General features: G+C 59.5%; 17 protein-coding genes. 7 read left to right on the forward strand and 10 right to left on the reverse strand.

The annotated features are described in order from the left end of the window. Positions 1-6: 6 nt before the first annotated feature. The 5 genes from AC1DIG_RS27685 to AC1DIG_RS27705 all read right to left on the reverse strand — a co-directional run bounded on the left by AC1DIG_RS27685 (position 7) and on the right by AC1DIG_RS27705 (position 2,836). The gene (locus AC1DIG_RS27685) at positions 7-447 is read right to left on the reverse strand and encodes a Spy/CpxP family protein refolding chaperone (RefSeq protein WP_477769874.1); all 441 of its coding nucleotides are present in this window, start codon (positions 445-447) and stop codon (positions 7-9) included. 287 nt (positions 448-734) lie between these two features. Continuing rightward, a complete protein-coding gene (locus AC1DIG_RS27690) occupies positions 735-1,412 on the reverse strand; it encodes a response regulator transcription factor (RefSeq protein WP_477769875.1) in 678 nt (225 codons plus the stop codon). A 7-nt stretch (positions 1,413-1,419) separates the two neighbouring features. After that, complete coding sequence (locus tag AC1DIG_RS27695; protein WP_477769876.1) at positions 1,420-1,830, reverse strand: SH3 domain-containing protein; 411 nt, start codon at positions 1,828-1,830, stop codon at positions 1,420-1,422. 108 nt (positions 1,831-1,938) lie between these two features. Then, positions 1,939-2,238: a YciI family protein gene (locus AC1DIG_RS27700; protein ID WP_477769877.1), complete on the reverse strand. Its 300-nt coding sequence runs from the start codon at positions 2,236-2,238 to the stop codon at positions 1,939-1,941. 1 nt (position 2,239) lies between these two features. Then, positions 2,240-2,836 (reverse strand): septation protein A, encoded by a 597-nt coding sequence (locus AC1DIG_RS27705; protein WP_477769878.1) that lies wholly within the window; start codon positions 2,834-2,836, stop codon positions 2,240-2,242. Positions 2,837-2,923: 87 nt separating this feature from the next. On the opposite strand from AC1DIG_RS27705, the gene AC1DIG_RS27710 reads away from it, so the two are divergent. The 5 genes from AC1DIG_RS27710 (at position 2,924) to rluB (ending at position 7,843) form a co-directional block, all read left to right on the forward strand. After that, the gene (locus tag AC1DIG_RS27710) at positions 2,924-3,787 is read left to right on the forward strand and encodes a PHP domain-containing protein (RefSeq protein WP_054596259.1); all 864 of its coding nucleotides are present in this window, start codon (positions 2,924-2,926) and stop codon (positions 3,785-3,787) included. 13 nt (positions 3,788-3,800) lie between these two features. Continuing rightward, complete coding sequence (locus AC1DIG_RS27715; RefSeq protein ID WP_054598268.1) at positions 3,801-4,430, forward strand: L-threonylcarbamoyladenylate synthase; 630 nt, start codon at positions 3,801-3,803, stop codon at positions 4,428-4,430. Positions 4,431-4,550: 120 nt separating this feature from the next. Continuing rightward, positions 4,551-5,249 carry a segregation and condensation protein A gene (locus AC1DIG_RS27720; RefSeq protein WP_173859978.1) on the forward strand — a complete coding sequence of 233 codons (699 nt, stop codon included), beginning with the start codon at positions 4,551-4,553 and terminating at the stop codon, positions 5,247-5,249. A 12-nt stretch (positions 5,250-5,261) separates the two neighbouring features. After that, positions 5,262-6,263, forward strand: coding sequence for an SMC-Scp complex subunit ScpB (scpB, locus tag AC1DIG_RS27725; protein WP_477769879.1), 1,002 nt, complete (start codon positions 5,262-5,264; stop codon positions 6,261-6,263). Positions 6,264-6,559: 296 nt separating this feature from the next. Then, positions 6,560-7,843 carry a 23S rRNA pseudouridine(2605) synthase RluB gene (gene rluB / locus AC1DIG_RS27730; protein WP_477769880.1) on the forward strand — a complete coding sequence of 428 codons (1,284 nt, stop codon included), beginning with the start codon at positions 6,560-6,562 and terminating at the stop codon, positions 7,841-7,843. A 197-nt stretch (positions 7,844-8,040) separates the two neighbouring features. On the opposite strand, the gene AC1DIG_RS27735 is transcribed toward rluB, so the two are convergent. Both AC1DIG_RS27735 and AC1DIG_RS27740 read right to left on the reverse strand, forming a co-directional pair. Beyond that, positions 8,041-9,003, reverse strand: a complete 963-nt coding sequence (locus tag AC1DIG_RS27735) for a M29 family metallopeptidase (RefSeq protein ID WP_477769881.1) — start codon at positions 9,001-9,003, stop codon at positions 8,041-8,043. Between the two features lie 70 nt (positions 9,004-9,073). Continuing rightward, positions 9,074-9,208 carry a hypothetical protein gene (locus tag AC1DIG_RS27740; protein WP_477769882.1) on the reverse strand — a complete coding sequence of 45 codons (135 nt, stop codon included), beginning with the start codon at positions 9,206-9,208 and terminating at the stop codon, positions 9,074-9,076. Between the two features lie 950 nt (positions 9,209-10,158). Between AC1DIG_RS27740 and AC1DIG_RS27745 the strand changes: the two genes are divergently transcribed. Together AC1DIG_RS27745 and arfB are read left to right on the forward strand one after the other, a co-directional pair. Further along, a complete protein-coding gene (locus AC1DIG_RS27745) occupies positions 10,159-11,580 on the forward strand; it encodes an amino acid permease (protein WP_477769883.1) in 1,422 nt (473 codons plus the stop codon). Positions 11,581-11,825: 245 nt separating this feature from the next. Beyond that, positions 11,826-12,239, forward strand: a complete 414-nt coding sequence (gene arfB, locus AC1DIG_RS27750) for an alternative ribosome rescue aminoacyl-tRNA hydrolase ArfB (protein WP_262116639.1) — start codon at positions 11,826-11,828, stop codon at positions 12,237-12,239. On the opposite strand, the gene AC1DIG_RS27755 is transcribed toward arfB, so the two are convergent. From AC1DIG_RS27755 to AC1DIG_RS27765, 3 genes are all read right to left on the reverse strand, one after another. Then, positions 12,236-13,450 (reverse strand): MFS transporter, encoded by a 1,215-nt coding sequence (locus AC1DIG_RS27755; RefSeq protein WP_477769884.1) that lies wholly within the window; start codon positions 13,448-13,450, stop codon positions 12,236-12,238. The genes arfB and AC1DIG_RS27755 overlap by 4 nt on opposite strands. A 115-nt stretch (positions 13,451-13,565) precedes the next feature. Further along, a complete protein-coding gene (locus AC1DIG_RS27760) occupies positions 13,566-13,748 on the reverse strand; it encodes a hypothetical protein (protein WP_477769885.1) in 183 nt (60 codons plus the stop codon). Between the two features lie 75 nt (positions 13,749-13,823). Then, the gene (locus AC1DIG_RS27765) at positions 13,824-13,955 is read right to left on the reverse strand and encodes a hypothetical protein (protein WP_477769886.1); all 132 of its coding nucleotides are present in this window, start codon (positions 13,953-13,955) and stop codon (positions 13,824-13,826) included. Between the last annotated feature and the right edge of the window lie 156 nt (positions 13,956-14,111).

Here is a 14,111-nt window from a genome sequence, read left to right on the forward strand (position 1 = left end):
AGAACATTATTGCGTTTTTTTCGGTTGCTGGGCTTTCCACGCCTGAAACTCGGCCCATTCGGCTTTGCGCTCGGCCTGCTTCTTTTGGATCGCATCGAACTTCTGCTGTTGGTCCGGCTTGAGCAGGGCACGAATGTCCTTCTCGGTTTTCTGGCGGCCGGCCGCCATTTGGTCTTTCATGGCCTGCTGATCGGCTGGCGAGAGTTTTTGCAGGTACTGCTCGACCAACTCTTTACGCGCATGCATCTGCTCGCCGATCAGTTTGCGAATCTGCTCGCGTTGTTCATGGCTCAGATCCAGTTCTCTGTACATGCCTTTGCCGCCGTGCATGTGCTCGCTGTATCCGTGGCCTTCCATTGGGCCCATCGGGCCTTGGCCTTCTGGTGCAGCCATGGCAATGGTTGGCAGTGCAGCGGCGAACATCAAAGCGATAAGGGTCTTGCGCATGGTGTGTCTCCTTGTCTCGTTCCCGGTGTGTTCCGGATGAGTACAGATTACGCAAATCAAGGTCAGCGGCGGTCAGCGGAGCGTAAAGCTTGGGTAAAGACGGTTTTGCGCTGACCTGACAAAACAGAGTTCTCGTAGCAGCTGGCGAGCCCGCGAGCCTGCGTTCGGCCGCGTAGCGGTCGTAAACCCTGTTGGCTCGGTCCACCTGAGCACTGCGGTGCCTGATTTCACGACTGCTTCGCAGCCGAACGCAGGCTGCGCCAGCTGCTACAGGGGCCGTGTGGTGTTCAGAGGCTGTAGTAATAACCGCGGCTGCGCAGGGCAACGATGCGTGGGCGGCCGTCGGGGTGCGGGCCGATTTTTTTGCGCAGGTTGCTGACGTGCATGTCCAGGCTTCGGTCGTACAGGGTCAGCTTGCGTCCGAGGGCGATCTGCGCCAGTTCCTGCTTGTCCAGCGGTTCGCCGGGTTGCTTGAGCAGGGCTTCGAGCAGGCGACTTTCAGAGACGGTCAGGGTGAATTCCTGTTCGTCGATGCTGACCACGCCACGGACCGGGCTGAAGCACAGGTCGCCGAGCTCCATCTGGCTGGACACCGCCGCCGGATGACTGCGCCGCAGCACCGCACGCAGGCGCGCAGTCAGCTCACGGGGATCACAAGGCTTGGCCAGGTAATCGTCGGCGCCCAGTTCCAGCCCGAGGATCCGGTCCAGCGGCTCGCCACGAGCCGAGAGCATCACCACCGGCAAATCCGGGTGGTCGTTGCGCAACTGCTTGAGCAGCTCCAGACCGCTGCCGTCGGGCAGCATCACGTCCAGTACCACCGCTGCCGGCGCGGACTCGGCCAAGGCGCGGCGCGCACTCATACCGTCGTGGCAAGCGCGCACGACAAAACCTTCCTGGCTTAGCCAACTGCTCAGGAGCTCACACAGCTCCTGGTCATCATCAATTAGTAACAGCTCGCTCATGACTCACTCAATTTAGCCATTGCCGACGTTTTCTACGTCCACCACTGGCGAAGATACCGCAGAGCAGGGCCAATAGCGCTACTCCGGCGCCAGTGACGAACCACTGCTGTTGATCGGTCAGCAGGCGCGGCAGCGGGTTTGCCTGGACTTCCTTGAGTTGCAGCTTGAGGCGCTGATTCTCTTGGCGTAATCGGCCCAGCAAGGCGCTTTCGCGTTCGTTATCGGCATTTTGCAGTTGTTTGTTCAGCTCTTCCCGTTGCCGCTCGCTTTCTTTCAAACGCTGCTGCAATTCGGTGATCTGGCTTCCGGCGCTTAACGACAGAGGCGTTGAATAGCCTGAGTCCGAATGCTCTTCGGCATGGGCGAAGGCCCCGATCGATAACGTGACCAACAGCAGGCACAGCGGACCTTGGCGCATCGAGACTCCTGATTCCAATCGAGTGTTGGGCAGGTTGTCGGCCGTGAAACGAGAATAATGAGCAATTGAACACGCGATGAACCGAAGGTTCATCGCGCAGAGGCTGGGTTATGGCAGGACTTGCTTGAACGGTTTGACCAGAACGTTGGCGTAGACGCCAGCGGCGATATACGGGTCGGCGTCGGCCCAGGCCTTGGCGGCTTCCAGGGAGGCGAACTCGGCGACGATCAGGCTGCCGGTGAAACCTGCTGCGCCCGGGTCATTGCTGTCGATGGCAGGGTTCGGGCCTGCCAGAACCACGCGGCCTTCGGCCTTGAGCTGTTGCAGCCGCTCAAGGTGGGCAGGGCGCGCAGCCAGGCGCTTTTCCAGGGAGTTGGCGACGTCTGTAGCAATGATTGCGTAAAGCATGTCAGTCCTCGGTTTTTGGCGTAGAAGTATCGGCGTCGTGCAGGTGGCGGGACAGGTAAATGCCCTGGCCGACCAGGAACAGCAGGGTCATGCCCAGGCTGCCGAAGACTTTGAAATCGACCCAATAGTCCTGGAAGGTGAACGCAACGAACAGGTTGGCCGCGCCGCAAAACAGGAAAAAGCCGATCCAGGCGATGTTCAAACGGGTCCAGACCAGGTCCGGCAGGGTCAGCGCGTGGCCCATGATGCGTTTGATCAGCAACTGCTCGCCGACGAAGTGGCTGCCGATAAAGGCCAGGGCGAACAGCCAGTTGACCACCGGCGCTTTCCATTTAAGGAAGGTTTCGCTGTGGAAAGCCAGGGTCAGGCTACCGAAGACCAGGCAGGCAATCAGGGTCAGCCACTGGCTCTTCTCCAGCTTGCGCTGTTTGATGAACAGCGTGCCGTAGACCACCAGGGAGCTGGTGATCAGCATCGCGGTGGCACTGTAAATGCCACCTACCGTCACTGGATGACCAGCGATGTCGACGACCCGTGGATCGATTTTGAAGACGATGAAAAACAGCAGAAGCGGGATGAAGTCGATGAATTGTTTCACAGTGGCAGCCAGAAGCAGGATGTGGCGGCATAATAACAAACATATTGAGTCGCGAAAGCGCCAGCTGATTTGAGGGTACACAGTCCTGTGAATGTTGATTTGCACTGCCATAGCACGGCCTCCGATGGCGCCCTGGCGCCTGCGGTACTGGTTGCGCGTGCGTTCGAGAAAGGCGTGCGAGTCCTGGCCTTGACCGATCACGACACCCTTGAAGGCCTCGACGAGGCCCGCAGCGCTGCGGTTGCGCTGGGGATGCAACTGATCAACGGTGTCGAATTGTCCTGCACCTGGGGGGGCGCGACCATTCATGTGCTCGGTTACGGGTTCGACGTCAATGCCCCTGCGTTGGTCGAGGCGATTGCCAAATTGCGTGACGGGCGCTGGCTGAGGTCCGAAGAAATCAGCCGCAAGCTCGAACTCAAGGGCATGCCGGGCGCGCTGGAAGGCGCGCGGGCGATCCAGCAGGAGCTTGGTGACAGCGGCAATGCGCCGGCCCGACCGCACTTTGCCGACTATCTGGTCCGTGCAGGCTTCGTCAAGGACCGTGCTGAAGCCTTCCGCAAGTGGCTGGGCGCCGGCAAGCTGGGGGACGTCAAGCAGCACTGGCCGACCCTGGAAGAAACCGTTGAAACCCTGCGCGCTGCCGGGGCCTGGGTCAGCCTGGCACACCCTTGGCACTATGATTTCACTCGCAGCAAACGCCGTCGCCTGATTGCGGACTATATTCAAGCAGGCGGCCACGCAATTGAAGTGGTCAATGGCCATCAACCAGCCGAGCAGGTTGGCAGCCTGGCTATTCTTGCGCGTGAGTTCGGTCTGCTGGTCAGTGCCGGCAGTGATTTCCATGGACCCGGAGGCTGGTCCGAGATCGGCGAGTACCGCCCACTCCCGGAGGACCTGCCACCACTTTGGTGTCGGTTCAAACATGACCCAGCCGTTATTGCCGTCTGAACAGGTAGACAATGTGAGTCAATTTTTCCAGATTCATCCGGAAAACCCGCAAGCGCGCCTGATCAAACAGGCTGTCGAGATCATCCGCAACGGCGGGGTGGTGATTTATCCCACTGACTCGTCCTACGCCATTGGTTGCCAGATCGGTGACAAGAACGCTGTGGAGCGCGTGCGCCGGTTGCGTCAGCTGGATGAAAAGCACAATTTCGCACTGATTTGCAGCGACTTGTCACAATTGGGGCTGTTCGCCAAGATCGACACCGGCACCTTCCGCTTGCTCAAGGCCCACCTGCCGGGGCCGTACACGTTTATTCTCAACGCCACCCGCGAAGTGCCGCGTCTGCTACTGCACCCGAAGAAGCGCACCATCGGTTTGCGGGTGCCGAGCCATCCGATTGCCCTGGCGTTACTCGAGGAGCTGGGCGAACCGCTGATGAGCGTGACCCTGATCATGCCCGGTGACACCGACCCGTTGAGTGATCCGTATGAAATGCGTCAGTTGCTTGAGCATCAGGTCGACCTGATCATCGACGGCGGTTTTGGCGGAATCAAAGCTTCCACGGTGATCAACCTGGCCGACGGCGAACCAGAAGTGATTCGCGTCGGTTGCGGTGACCCCGCGCCGTTTACGGTTGAGGCCTAGATGTCCGCAGTAGAACCCGTCGATAGCCAGGCCGGGGCACAGCAAGAGCTGCCGTTCGCCATGGTTTACGGCCAGGCGGTCATGGAAATGCCGCTGGACCTGTACATTCCGCCGGACGCGCTGGAAGTCTTCCTCGAGGCCTTCGAAGGCCCGCTCGACTTGCTGCTGTACCTGATCCGCAAGCAGAACATCAATATCCTCGACATTCCGGTGGCGGAAATTACCCGGCAGTACATGGGCTATGTCGAATTGATGCAGTCGGTGCGCCTGGAACTGGCCGCCGAGTACCTGGTGATGGCGGCGATGCTCGCCGAGATCAAGTCGCGGATGCTGCTGCCGCGCTCGGCCGAGATCGAAGAGGAAGAAGACGATCCGCGTGCCGAGCTGATCCGTCGCTTGCAGGAGTACGAGCGCTTCAAGGCGGCCGCTGAAGGCATCGACGGCCTGAGCCGGGTCGGCCGCGATGTGGTGGTGCCCAAGCTCGATGCCCCGCAGGCGATGGCGCGCAAGTTGCTGCCGGACGTGAGTCTGGAAGAGTTGCTGATGTCCATGGCCGAGGTGCTGCGCCGCGGCGATATGTTCGAAAGCCATCAGGTCAGCCGCGAGGCGTTGTCGACCCGCGAGCGTATGAGCGATGTGCTGGAACGGCTCAAGGGCGGCGGTTTTGTGCCTTTTGTCGAGCTGTTCACCGCCGAAGAAGGACGCTTGGGTGTGGTCGTGACATTCATGGCGATCCTCGAACTGGTCAAGGAATCCTTGGTCGAGCTGGTACAGAATGAGCCGTTTGCGGCTATCCATGTGCGGGCGCGAGCCGAATAACGAGCAAAATCAATGAATCTGAGTGAACCCCGCGAGCTGGCGCCATTGCTTGAAGCCTTTCTGTTGGCCTCGGGAAAGCCGCAGTCGATGGAGCGTCTGTTCGAACTCTTCGAAGAGGGCGAGCGCCCGGAGCCGCCGGTCTTCAAGAAGGCCTTGGCGATTCTCGCGAAATCCTGCGACGGTCGGGCTTTTGAGCTGAAGGAAGTCGCCTCGGGCTACCGTCTGCAAATTCGCGAAAAGTTCGCGCCGTGGGTCGGACGTCTGTGGGAAGAACGTCCGCAGCGCTATTCCCGAGCGATGCTGGAGACCATGGCCTTGATCGCCTATCGCCAGCCGATCACCCGTGGCGAAATCGAGGATGTGCGCGGCGTGGCGGTCAACAGCCACATCGTCAAAACCCTGCTGGAGCGTGAGTGGATCAGGATCGTCGGTTATCGCGACGTACCGGGCAAGCCGGCGATGTTCGCCACCACCAAGGCGTTCCTCGATCATTTCAACCTGAAGAACCTCGACGACCTGCCACCGCTGGCCGAACTGCGCGAGCTGGAGCCCGAGCCGATGCTCGAGTTCGACGACGCGCCGGTGCCGCAGGGCCTGCAAGAACTGGCCGATGCCAGTGCCGAGCCGGAAGAACCGAAAGACGAGACCAGTTTCCATACCTTGTTGCTCGAACTGGATTCGATGGAAGAGGGGATCAAGACCGATTTCGACGACTTGCTGCGTGATGGCGCGGTCAGCGACAGCGAGCCTCAGTCGCCCGTTGATGCGCCTGTCGAGGTGGTGGTAGAGGCCGAGCGTCAGGCAGAAGCCGAAGAGGTTGAGGAAGAGTCCTCGGACGTTGAGGAAGAGGCTGAAGATGACATCCTGGGCGTTGCCGAAGCTCGCGAGAAACTCCTCGCCGCCGTCGCCGCACTGGAACAGCCCAAACCCGCACCCGAACTGAGCGATGAAGAAGCCGAAGCCCAGGCCCTTGCCGAAGCGATCGAGAACGAACGCCGCTCGCTCGAAGATTGACACAGCCCCTGTGGGAGCGAGCTTGCTCGCGATGAGGGAGTGTCAGTCGACATCAATGTTGCCTGATACACCGCTATCGCGAGCAAGCTCGCTCCCACAATGACTCCAGTGTCTGATGAACCTTGGCACCACCGGTCGGCGGAAAAACAATTATCCGACCGTTTATCCGCTAGTCTCTGATGCGCGAGCGGCGTCATCCGCGTATGATTCGCGACCCTTTGGCGATCCCTTCGCCCAAAGACCAGATTTCAACTCTTCAGGCCAGGCCTGAACAGACCACACCGGGAGGTGCCCAGATGAGTATCAACGACCAGAAAGACGACCAGGAAATCGGCCCAGCAGGCGAAAAACTGCAGAAAGTCCTCGCCCGTATCGGCGTCGGCTCGCGCCGCGACGTAGAAGCCTGGATCAGTCATGGCCGGATCAAGGTCAACGGCAAAGATGCCACCCTTGGCCTGCGAGTCGACCTGCACGACGCCATCACCATCGATGGCAAGGTGATCAAGCGTGAAGAAGCGGCCGAATCGGTCCGCCGCGTGATCATGTACAACAAACCCGACGGCGAAATCTGCACCCGTGACGACCCGGAAGGCCGTCCGACCGTGTTCGACAAGATGCCGCGCCCGAAAGAAGGCCGCTGGATCAACATCGGTCGTCTGGACATCAACACCACCGGTTTGTTGATGTTCACCACCGACGGTGAGCTGGCCAACCGCCTGATGCACCCTTCCTACGAAATGGACCGCGAGTACGCGGTACGTGTGCGTGGTGAAGTCGACGATGAAATGATCGAGCGCCTGAAGGCCGGCGTTGTTCTCGAAGACGGCCCGGCGAAGTTCACCGACATCAAGCAGGCGCCGGGTGGCGAAGGTTTCAACCACTGGTACCACTGCGTGGTGATGGAAGGTCGTAACCGCGAAGTTCGACGTCTGTGGGAATCCCAGGGTCTGGTGGTCAGCCGTCTGAAGCGCGTGCGTTTCGGCCCGGTGTTCCTCAACTCCGACCTGCCGATGGGCCGCTGGCGCGAAATGAGCCAGTACGAAGTCGACGTACTGAGTGCTGAAGTCGGTTTGACCCCGGTGGCCATGCCGCAAATGAACGCCAAGAGCAAAGACAAGCTTGAGCGTATGCAGCGCAAGTCGTCCCGCCCGGTCGGCAAGAGCGAGCGCGTGCGGACCCTGCGTCCAGCGACCGGTGCTCCAGCGGCTGCTGGCCCGCGTCCAGTGCGCGAGCCGCAGATCGAAGGCGAGCGTCCGGCACGCAAGCCTGCGCCACGTCAGGACGGCGAGCGCGGTCCACGCACTCCGCGTCCGGCCAACGGTCGCACTGAACGTGGCGAAGGCCGCGGCGCTCCAGCCGGTGGTCGCAGTGATCGTGGTGCTCCGGCAGGTCGTGGTGAGTCGGGTCGTGGTACGCCAGTGGCAGACCGTCCGTCCGACACCAAGCGCCCGGCCAAACCGGCGCCGAAAAAGCGTCCGGGCATCGTCCTGGTCGACCGTGATGCGCCATCGGGCAAGCGTCGCGGCGCACCGGCCGGTTCTGGTCAACGCCCAGGCTTTGGTCGTCGCAAGCCGGAATAATCGGTCAGCTCCCATAAAAAACGCCAACCCTCGGGTTGGCGTTTTTTTTGTCCTGGCTTTAGTGACGTAGTGTTTTTGAGTTTGTCATCGCGAGCAAGCTCGCTCCCACAGGTGGCCGAGATCGTTCAGATAAATGCACTTAAATGTGGGAGCGGGCTTGCCCGCGATGACGTCAGCCGCGTCACCACTGAACTCGCTTAAAACACAAACCGCCCATCAAACACCGGCTTGTCATCCAGCGCCAGCACACCACTGGCGAAGATCAGGTCCAGGTGATGGCTGCCCTTGGCGCCGCCACCCAATCCCAGGTGAAGGCCGCAATGGCGCTCTTCGAAGCCGGCGTTGCGCGCATACAGGTCCTTGACGCCCTCGTTGGTGCCGATCCCCAACTCCTCGATGCGTCGGTTGGACGGGTTGGCATCCAGGTATTTGTTGAAGTCATGTTCCAGTCCCGGCACTTGCGTGGCGATTCGGCTGATGGTCGAGTTCTCGATCCACAACTCCAGCGGCGATTCGAGCACGCCATATTTGCGGGCGAAGGGGATGGTGCCGAGGAAGGTGCCGACGAACTTTACCTGGCCATTGATGGCTTCGCTGTGGGTGGCGATCTCGCCGGGCGCCAGGTCGAAGTTGCCGACGCCGTTGATATTGGTCCACTTCTTGATGCTGCTCAGCGGCGTCTCGAAGTAAGAGCCGAGCCGATCACTGAAGCTCAGGGTCGTGGCCTGGGACATACGCTGGATCAGGTGGCCGTTAAGCCCGGCGATACGTTGCGGTGTAACGCTGAAGGTGTCGTAGAAGTAATCGCCGTAATCCTTGAACAGCAGCGACTTTTTCCAGTTGTCGGCCATGACGCTTTGCAGCGCGCGAACAAAGTCGGGGCCGTCCGGGCGCGGGTTGGGCAGGGTCGACGAGTCGTAGAAGAAAATGTACAGATCGCAGTCGGCAATCGCCTGCGCCAGGGTTTGGGTCGATTCGAGGTCCAGGCGCATGGTACTGAAGTGAAATGGCTCGTTGGACGCTTGCTCGATGATCGCGCCAGTCAACGCCTCGTAAGGTTGCGTATGCCCAAGCAAGACCTTGGCCGGGCGTACGCCAACGAGGGCAGGGTGGTGTTCGAGGTAGTAAAGGAAATGCGAAATGGCGCGGAGTCTATCCATGAATCCTCCCTGACAGTCAGCGAATAGTGGCGGGTACGACCGGCCGGCTCGTACCCGCCTGGATGTCTTATTAAGGCCACATCGCCGTGCCGAACGGAACGACTGCGTCGGCTTGCATCATTTCAACGGCAGCGTCATGGGTAGGCGCTTCAAACCAATCGTCCAGTTGCAGTTCAGTTTCCAGGTCTTTATCCATTGCTTGCATAGTGAATCTCCCAGATGACTTTAAGGTTGAATGGCGGAGCTATTTTCAGTGTATGAATAAATCATGCTGACCGAATCAAGCTGCCGCTGACTTGTTGGGCGTTGGATCCCGGCAAGTGGTTGGAAACCTAGTTCAGTACTTTTTAAAATACAATTTAAAATTTAAATTCAGATTGTATGAAATTTTTATTCTGTTTTTTGGTGTCTGTTTTTTCAATTAAAAACAAAACGCTAACGCTGCCTCATCGGTAGGAATGGGGCTGCCGTCAATTTGCAGGCGACCTCCAGAAAGATCTGTTGTGGAAAAAATATGTTACGCCTTGTAAAGGAGGCTTTACGAAAAGCCGCGTTCTGCGCCATGGATTCGGGTTGATGTGGGGGTTGTAAGGAAAAGCTTCCGATTGGCGCTCGGTAGTGTGGTTTGCAGGGCTCTGGCCCGCTTGTTTCAAGACGGTTTCAGCGGTGAGATGCGCCCATGCCTGTCGTGCAGGTGCATAACAAGAAGGAGGCGCAATGAACGCCGTGAGTCATTTTCATCTCTCTTCGAGGGGCGAATTTTCCATCGCCCCCGTCAATGACCTGCAAAGGTCTGAGCCTTTTTTTGCAGCCGCCCGAGCCCCTCGAGGCGGACACAGGCAATCCCGGCAAACGACGCGCTGATTCAGCGGTGTCTGGCAGCAGGGGGTTACAGGTGTACAATGCGCCGCGTTTTAACTGTGACCTCCCTGCGTAACTGCGCAAACTCAAGGCTATCCGCTTTGTTAACTCCGCCGCGCCACAAGCGTGTCGGGTTCGATTTCGTCACAGATAAAAACAAACAGGTGACGCATGACCGGTAAAAAAACGCTGAACTCCTGGTGCCTGCGCTGGGGTTTGATCCGCGCTGCTTGATCCTGATCCGAGCGGCAACGTCTTAACGAACATTATCAAACCTTGCGTGAGACCCTTTTCATGAGTGGACAAAACTCGCATTCAGGTACGCTTCAACGCGGCCTGAAAAATCGCCATATTCAACTGATCGCCCTTGGTGGCGCGATCGGTACCGGATTGTTCCTGGGCTCTGCCGGTGTGCTGAAATCGGCCGGCCCGTCGATGATTCTCGGTTACGCAATCTGTGGCTTCATTGCTTTCATGATCATGCGCCAATTGGGCGAAATGATCGTTGAAGAGCCGGTGGCTGGCTCGTTCAGCCACTTCGCCCACAAGTACTGGGGCGGTTTCGCCGGCTTCCTGTCGGGCTGGAACTGCTGGATTCTGTACATCCTGGTGGGCATGTCGGAGCTGACGGCGGTTGGCAAATACGTGCATTACTGGTGGCCGGACGTCCCGACCTGGGTCTCGGCTGCGGCGTTCTTCGTGATGATCAATGCGATCAACCTGGCTAACGTCAAAGTCTTTGGCGAAGCGGAGTTCTGGTTCGCGATCATCAAGGTCGTGGCGATTGTCGGCATGATTGCCCTGGGCAGCTACCTGCTGGTCAGCGGCCATGGCGGCCCGCAAGCCTCGGTGACCAACCTGTGGGAACACGGCGGGTTTTTCCCGAATGGCGTCAGTGGTCTGGTGATGGCCATGGCGATCATCATGTTTTCCTTCGGCGGCCTGGAAATGCTCGGTTTCACCGCAGCAGAAGCCGACAAGCCGAAAACCGTGATCCCGAAAGCCATCAACCAGGTGATCTACCGGATCCTGATTTTCTACATCGGCGCATTGGTGGTTCTGCTGTCGTTGACTCCGTGGGACAGCTTGCTGGTGAGCCTGAATGCGTCCGGCGATGCCTATAGCGGCAGCCCGTTCGTTCAGGTGTTCTCGATGCTGGGCAGCAACACCGCGGCGCATATCCTCAACTTCGTGGTACTGACTGCAGCGCTGTCGGTGTACAACAGCGGCACTTATTGCAACAGCCGCATGTTGCTGGGCATGGCTGAACAGGGCGATGCCCCGAAAGGTCTGGCGAAGATCGACAAGCGCGGCGTGCCGGTGCGTTCGATCCTGGCCTCGGCCGCGGTAACCTTCGTCGCCGTGGTGATGAACTACCTGATCCCGCAGCATGCGCTGGAACTGCTGATGTCGCTGGTGGTTGCAACGCTGGTGATCAACTGGGCGATGATCAGCTTCTCGCACTTCAAGTTCCGTCAGCACATGAACCGCACCAGACAAACGCCGCTGTTCAAGGCGCTGTGGTACCCGTACGGCAACTACATCTGCCTGGCGTTCGTGGCCTTCATCCTGTGCATCATGCTGATGATCCCGGGTATCCAGATCTCGGTGTACGCAATTCCGGTGTGGGTCCTGTTCATGTGGGGCTGCTACAACATCAAGAACAAACGCAGCGCTCAGCACGCGTTGAATGCTGCGGCTTCTGCAGTGAAGTAACGCGGAAAGCAGAAACGACAAACCCGGCCATGTGCCGGGTTTGTTGCTTATGGGGCTATGCAAAACCTTTGGACTTGCACTGAACCCCTGTGGGAGCGGGCTTGCTCGCGAATGCGGTGTGTCAGGCAATATTGATGTGACTGACACACCGCATTCGCGAGCAAGCCCGCTCCCACAGTTGATCTTCGGCGTGCTGAATATCTCATTCAGGGTATCCTGAACGCCCTGACCCCGGACCGCTTTCCATGCTGGAGATTTCCAACAACGTGCATCTGCCGGATGCCGAGATCGAATTGACTGCCATTCGTGCGCAAGGCGCGGGTGGGCAGAACGTCAACAAGGTCTCCAGCGCGGTGCACTTGCGCTTCGATATTCCGGCTTCGTCCTTGCCAGAGTTCTACAAGGAGCGCTTGCTGGCGCTGCGTGACAGTCGGATCACCAGCGACGGCGTGATCATCATCAAGGCCCAGCAGTACCGCACGCAGGAAGCCAACCGCGCCGATGCGCTGGCGCGTCTGACCGAGTTGATCCTCAGCGCCACCAAGGTTGAAAAGAAGCGTCGTCCGACCAAGCCGACCCTGGGCTCGAAGAAACGTCGGCTGGAGTCAAAAACCAAGCGCGGCTCGATCAAGGCCGGGCGTGGTAAAGTCGACTTCTAGGGCGCTTCGCGTTCTTCGCGATACTTTTCGTTCAGGTGCAGTGGTGACTGTCGGTACAGATAGAAGCTGAGCATCAAGCCGCTCAAGGCGGCGAGGGCGGCGAACAGGAAGATCGAGGCAAAGCCGAATCCGGCTGCGATGGCGCCCGCCAACGGCCCGGTGATCCCCAGTGACAAGTCGATGAACAGCGAGTAAGCCCCGACCGCCGCGCCACGGCTGGAGGCGGGCACCAGATTCACCGCTTCCACGCCCAGTGCCGGGAACACCAGCGAGAAGCCGAACCCGCTCAGCGCCGCGCCCGCCAGTGCCCAGTGTGCGTCCGGCGCCATCCACAACAGCAACAGGCCGAGGGTTTCAACCGACAGGCAGGCAATCGCCACGCGAAAACCGCCGAGGCGATTGATCAGGTTGCCGAACAGCAGGCGCGCGCCAATGAAACAGGCGCCGAACAGGCTCAGGCAGAGCACGGCGTTGTCCCAGTGTCGGGTGGCGTAATACAGGGTGATGAAGGTGGCGATGGTGCCGAAGCCGATCGAGCCCAGCGCCAGCCCGCAACCGTGGGGCAGCACCCGTCCCAGGACATGCATGAACGGCAGGCGTTCACCGGCAACGATCGGCGCCGCGGTTTTCGGCCAGGCCAGCAGCAGCCCCAGCGCTGCCAGCAGCAGAATGCTCACGCCCATGCTCCACAGCCCCAAGTGATGAACCAGCAGCACGCCGAGCGGCGCGCCGACAGCCAGTGCGCCGTAACTGGCGATGCCGTTCCAGGAGATGACCTTGGCGGTATTCGCTGCGCCGACCCGGCCGATGCCCCAGCCAATCGATCCCGAACCGACCAGGCTTTCGGCGCTGCCCAGCACCAGTCGACCGATCAGCAGGCTGATCAGGCTCAAGGTCGGGAGGTTTTGCGTCCAGGCCGACAGCAGCATGAACACGCCGCTCAAGCCGCACCCAGCCAGGCCGATCATTACCGCGCGTTTGCTGCCCTGGTTGTCGATGATCCGTCCCGCGTACGGGCGGCTGAGCAGGGTGGCGAGGTATTGCACGCTGATCACCAGGCCCGCGATCACCGCGCCAAAACCCAGGTCGCTGTGCACATAACCCGGCAAAACGGCCAAGGGGATGCCGATATTCAGATAGCCGATGAAGGTAAACAGGACGATGGAAACGACTTGCAGCGTGACCGCCATGGGGCGCTGGGGTTCTGGCATGGGAATGGGTCCACGGGACAGCAGGATAGATAGGCTGCTTATGATACCGGTGGTTGGATGCGCAGAGGGGGAGAAATTGGCGCCAGGTGTCGGCCGTTGTGTTGCCTGGCCGGAATCAGGATTTGGCGGGTGCGACCAGTTGCGTGGTTACCAGTGCGGCGAGGGCGTTTTCCTGGCTACCGAAGCGGGTCAGGAGCAGGGCTTGCTTCTCGGGTGTCAGGCGGTTCCAGACATCGATCATCTTTTCGGCAGTGCCGATCAGTACGTTGGCCTGGCTTTCGGTGAAGGTGTCGCTCATGTACGGGTCCTTGGTTCAGGCTGTGTGGAAAGCGCATGAATTAGCGCTTTCCACACGGTCTGGGTAGTGCTTTTTTCAGTCTTCGCTGTCGGCCTTGCGGCTGCCAGTGGCTTCTTTCGGCTCGGGCTGTTGGGCGCCGGCTTGTTGCGGGGTTTTCTGCGCAGTTTCGTGCAGGCTTGGGAAGGGGAGATTAGGAATCTCGTGCATGTTGGTTGCTCCTCGCAAGGTCTGTTTTTAAATCGCTGTGTAGATCCGCGCTTTTAAAAAAGCCTGGGCAGGATACAGCAGGGGAGATGACAAAAAGACTTTTATCTCCCTTTGTTGCGACGGATGGGATTGTCTAGACAGGTCAGCAGGAGGGAC

The organism is Pseudomonas sp. 05N431 (assembly GCF_056397005.1).

What these genes read in the sequence shown, in the direction of transcription:
- AC1DIG_RS27685 (WP_477769874.1), bottom strand. Translation starts at nt 447, where the DNA reads ATGCGCAAGACCCTTATCGCTTTGATGTTCGCCGCTGCACTGCCAACC.
- AC1DIG_RS27690 (WP_477769875.1), bottom strand. Translation starts at nt 1,412, where the DNA reads ATGAGCGAGCTGTTACTAATTGATGATGACCAGGAGCTGTGTGAGCTC.
- AC1DIG_RS27695 (WP_477769876.1), bottom strand. Translation starts at nt 1,830, where the DNA reads ATGCGCCAAGGTCCGCTGTGCCTGCTGTTGGTCACGTTATCGATCGGG.
- AC1DIG_RS27700 (WP_477769877.1), bottom strand. Translation starts at nt 2,238, where the DNA reads ATGCTTTACGCAATCATTGCTACAGACGTCGCCAACTCCCTGGAAAAG.
- scpB (WP_477769879.1), top strand. Translation starts at nt 5,262, where the DNA reads ATGAATCTGAGTGAACCCCGCGAGCTGGCGCCATTGCTTGAAGCCTTT.
- rluB (WP_477769880.1), top strand. Translation starts at nt 6,560, where the DNA reads ATGAGTATCAACGACCAGAAAGACGACCAGGAAATCGGCCCAGCAGGC.
- AC1DIG_RS27735 (WP_477769881.1), bottom strand. Translation starts at nt 9,003, where the DNA reads ATGGATAGACTCCGCGCCATTTCGCATTTCCTTTACTACCTCGAACAC.
- AC1DIG_RS27740 (WP_477769882.1), bottom strand. Translation starts at nt 9,208, where the DNA reads ATGCAAGCAATGGATAAAGACCTGGAAACTGAACTGCAACTGGACGAT.
- AC1DIG_RS27745 (WP_477769883.1), top strand. Translation starts at nt 10,159, where the DNA reads ATGAGTGGACAAAACTCGCATTCAGGTACGCTTCAACGCGGCCTGAAA.
- arfB (WP_262116639.1), top strand. Translation starts at nt 11,826, where the DNA reads ATGCTGGAGATTTCCAACAACGTGCATCTGCCGGATGCCGAGATCGAA.
- AC1DIG_RS27755 (WP_477769884.1), bottom strand. Translation starts at nt 13,450, where the DNA reads ATGCCAGAACCCCAGCGCCCCATGGCGGTCACGCTGCAAGTCGTTTCC.
- AC1DIG_RS27760 (WP_477769885.1), bottom strand. Translation starts at nt 13,748, where the DNA reads ATGAGCGACACCTTCACCGAAAGCCAGGCCAACGTACTGATCGGCACT.
- AC1DIG_RS27765 (WP_477769886.1), bottom strand. Translation starts at nt 13,955, where the DNA reads ATGCACGAGATTCCTAATCTCCCCTTCCCAAGCCTGCACGAAACTGCG.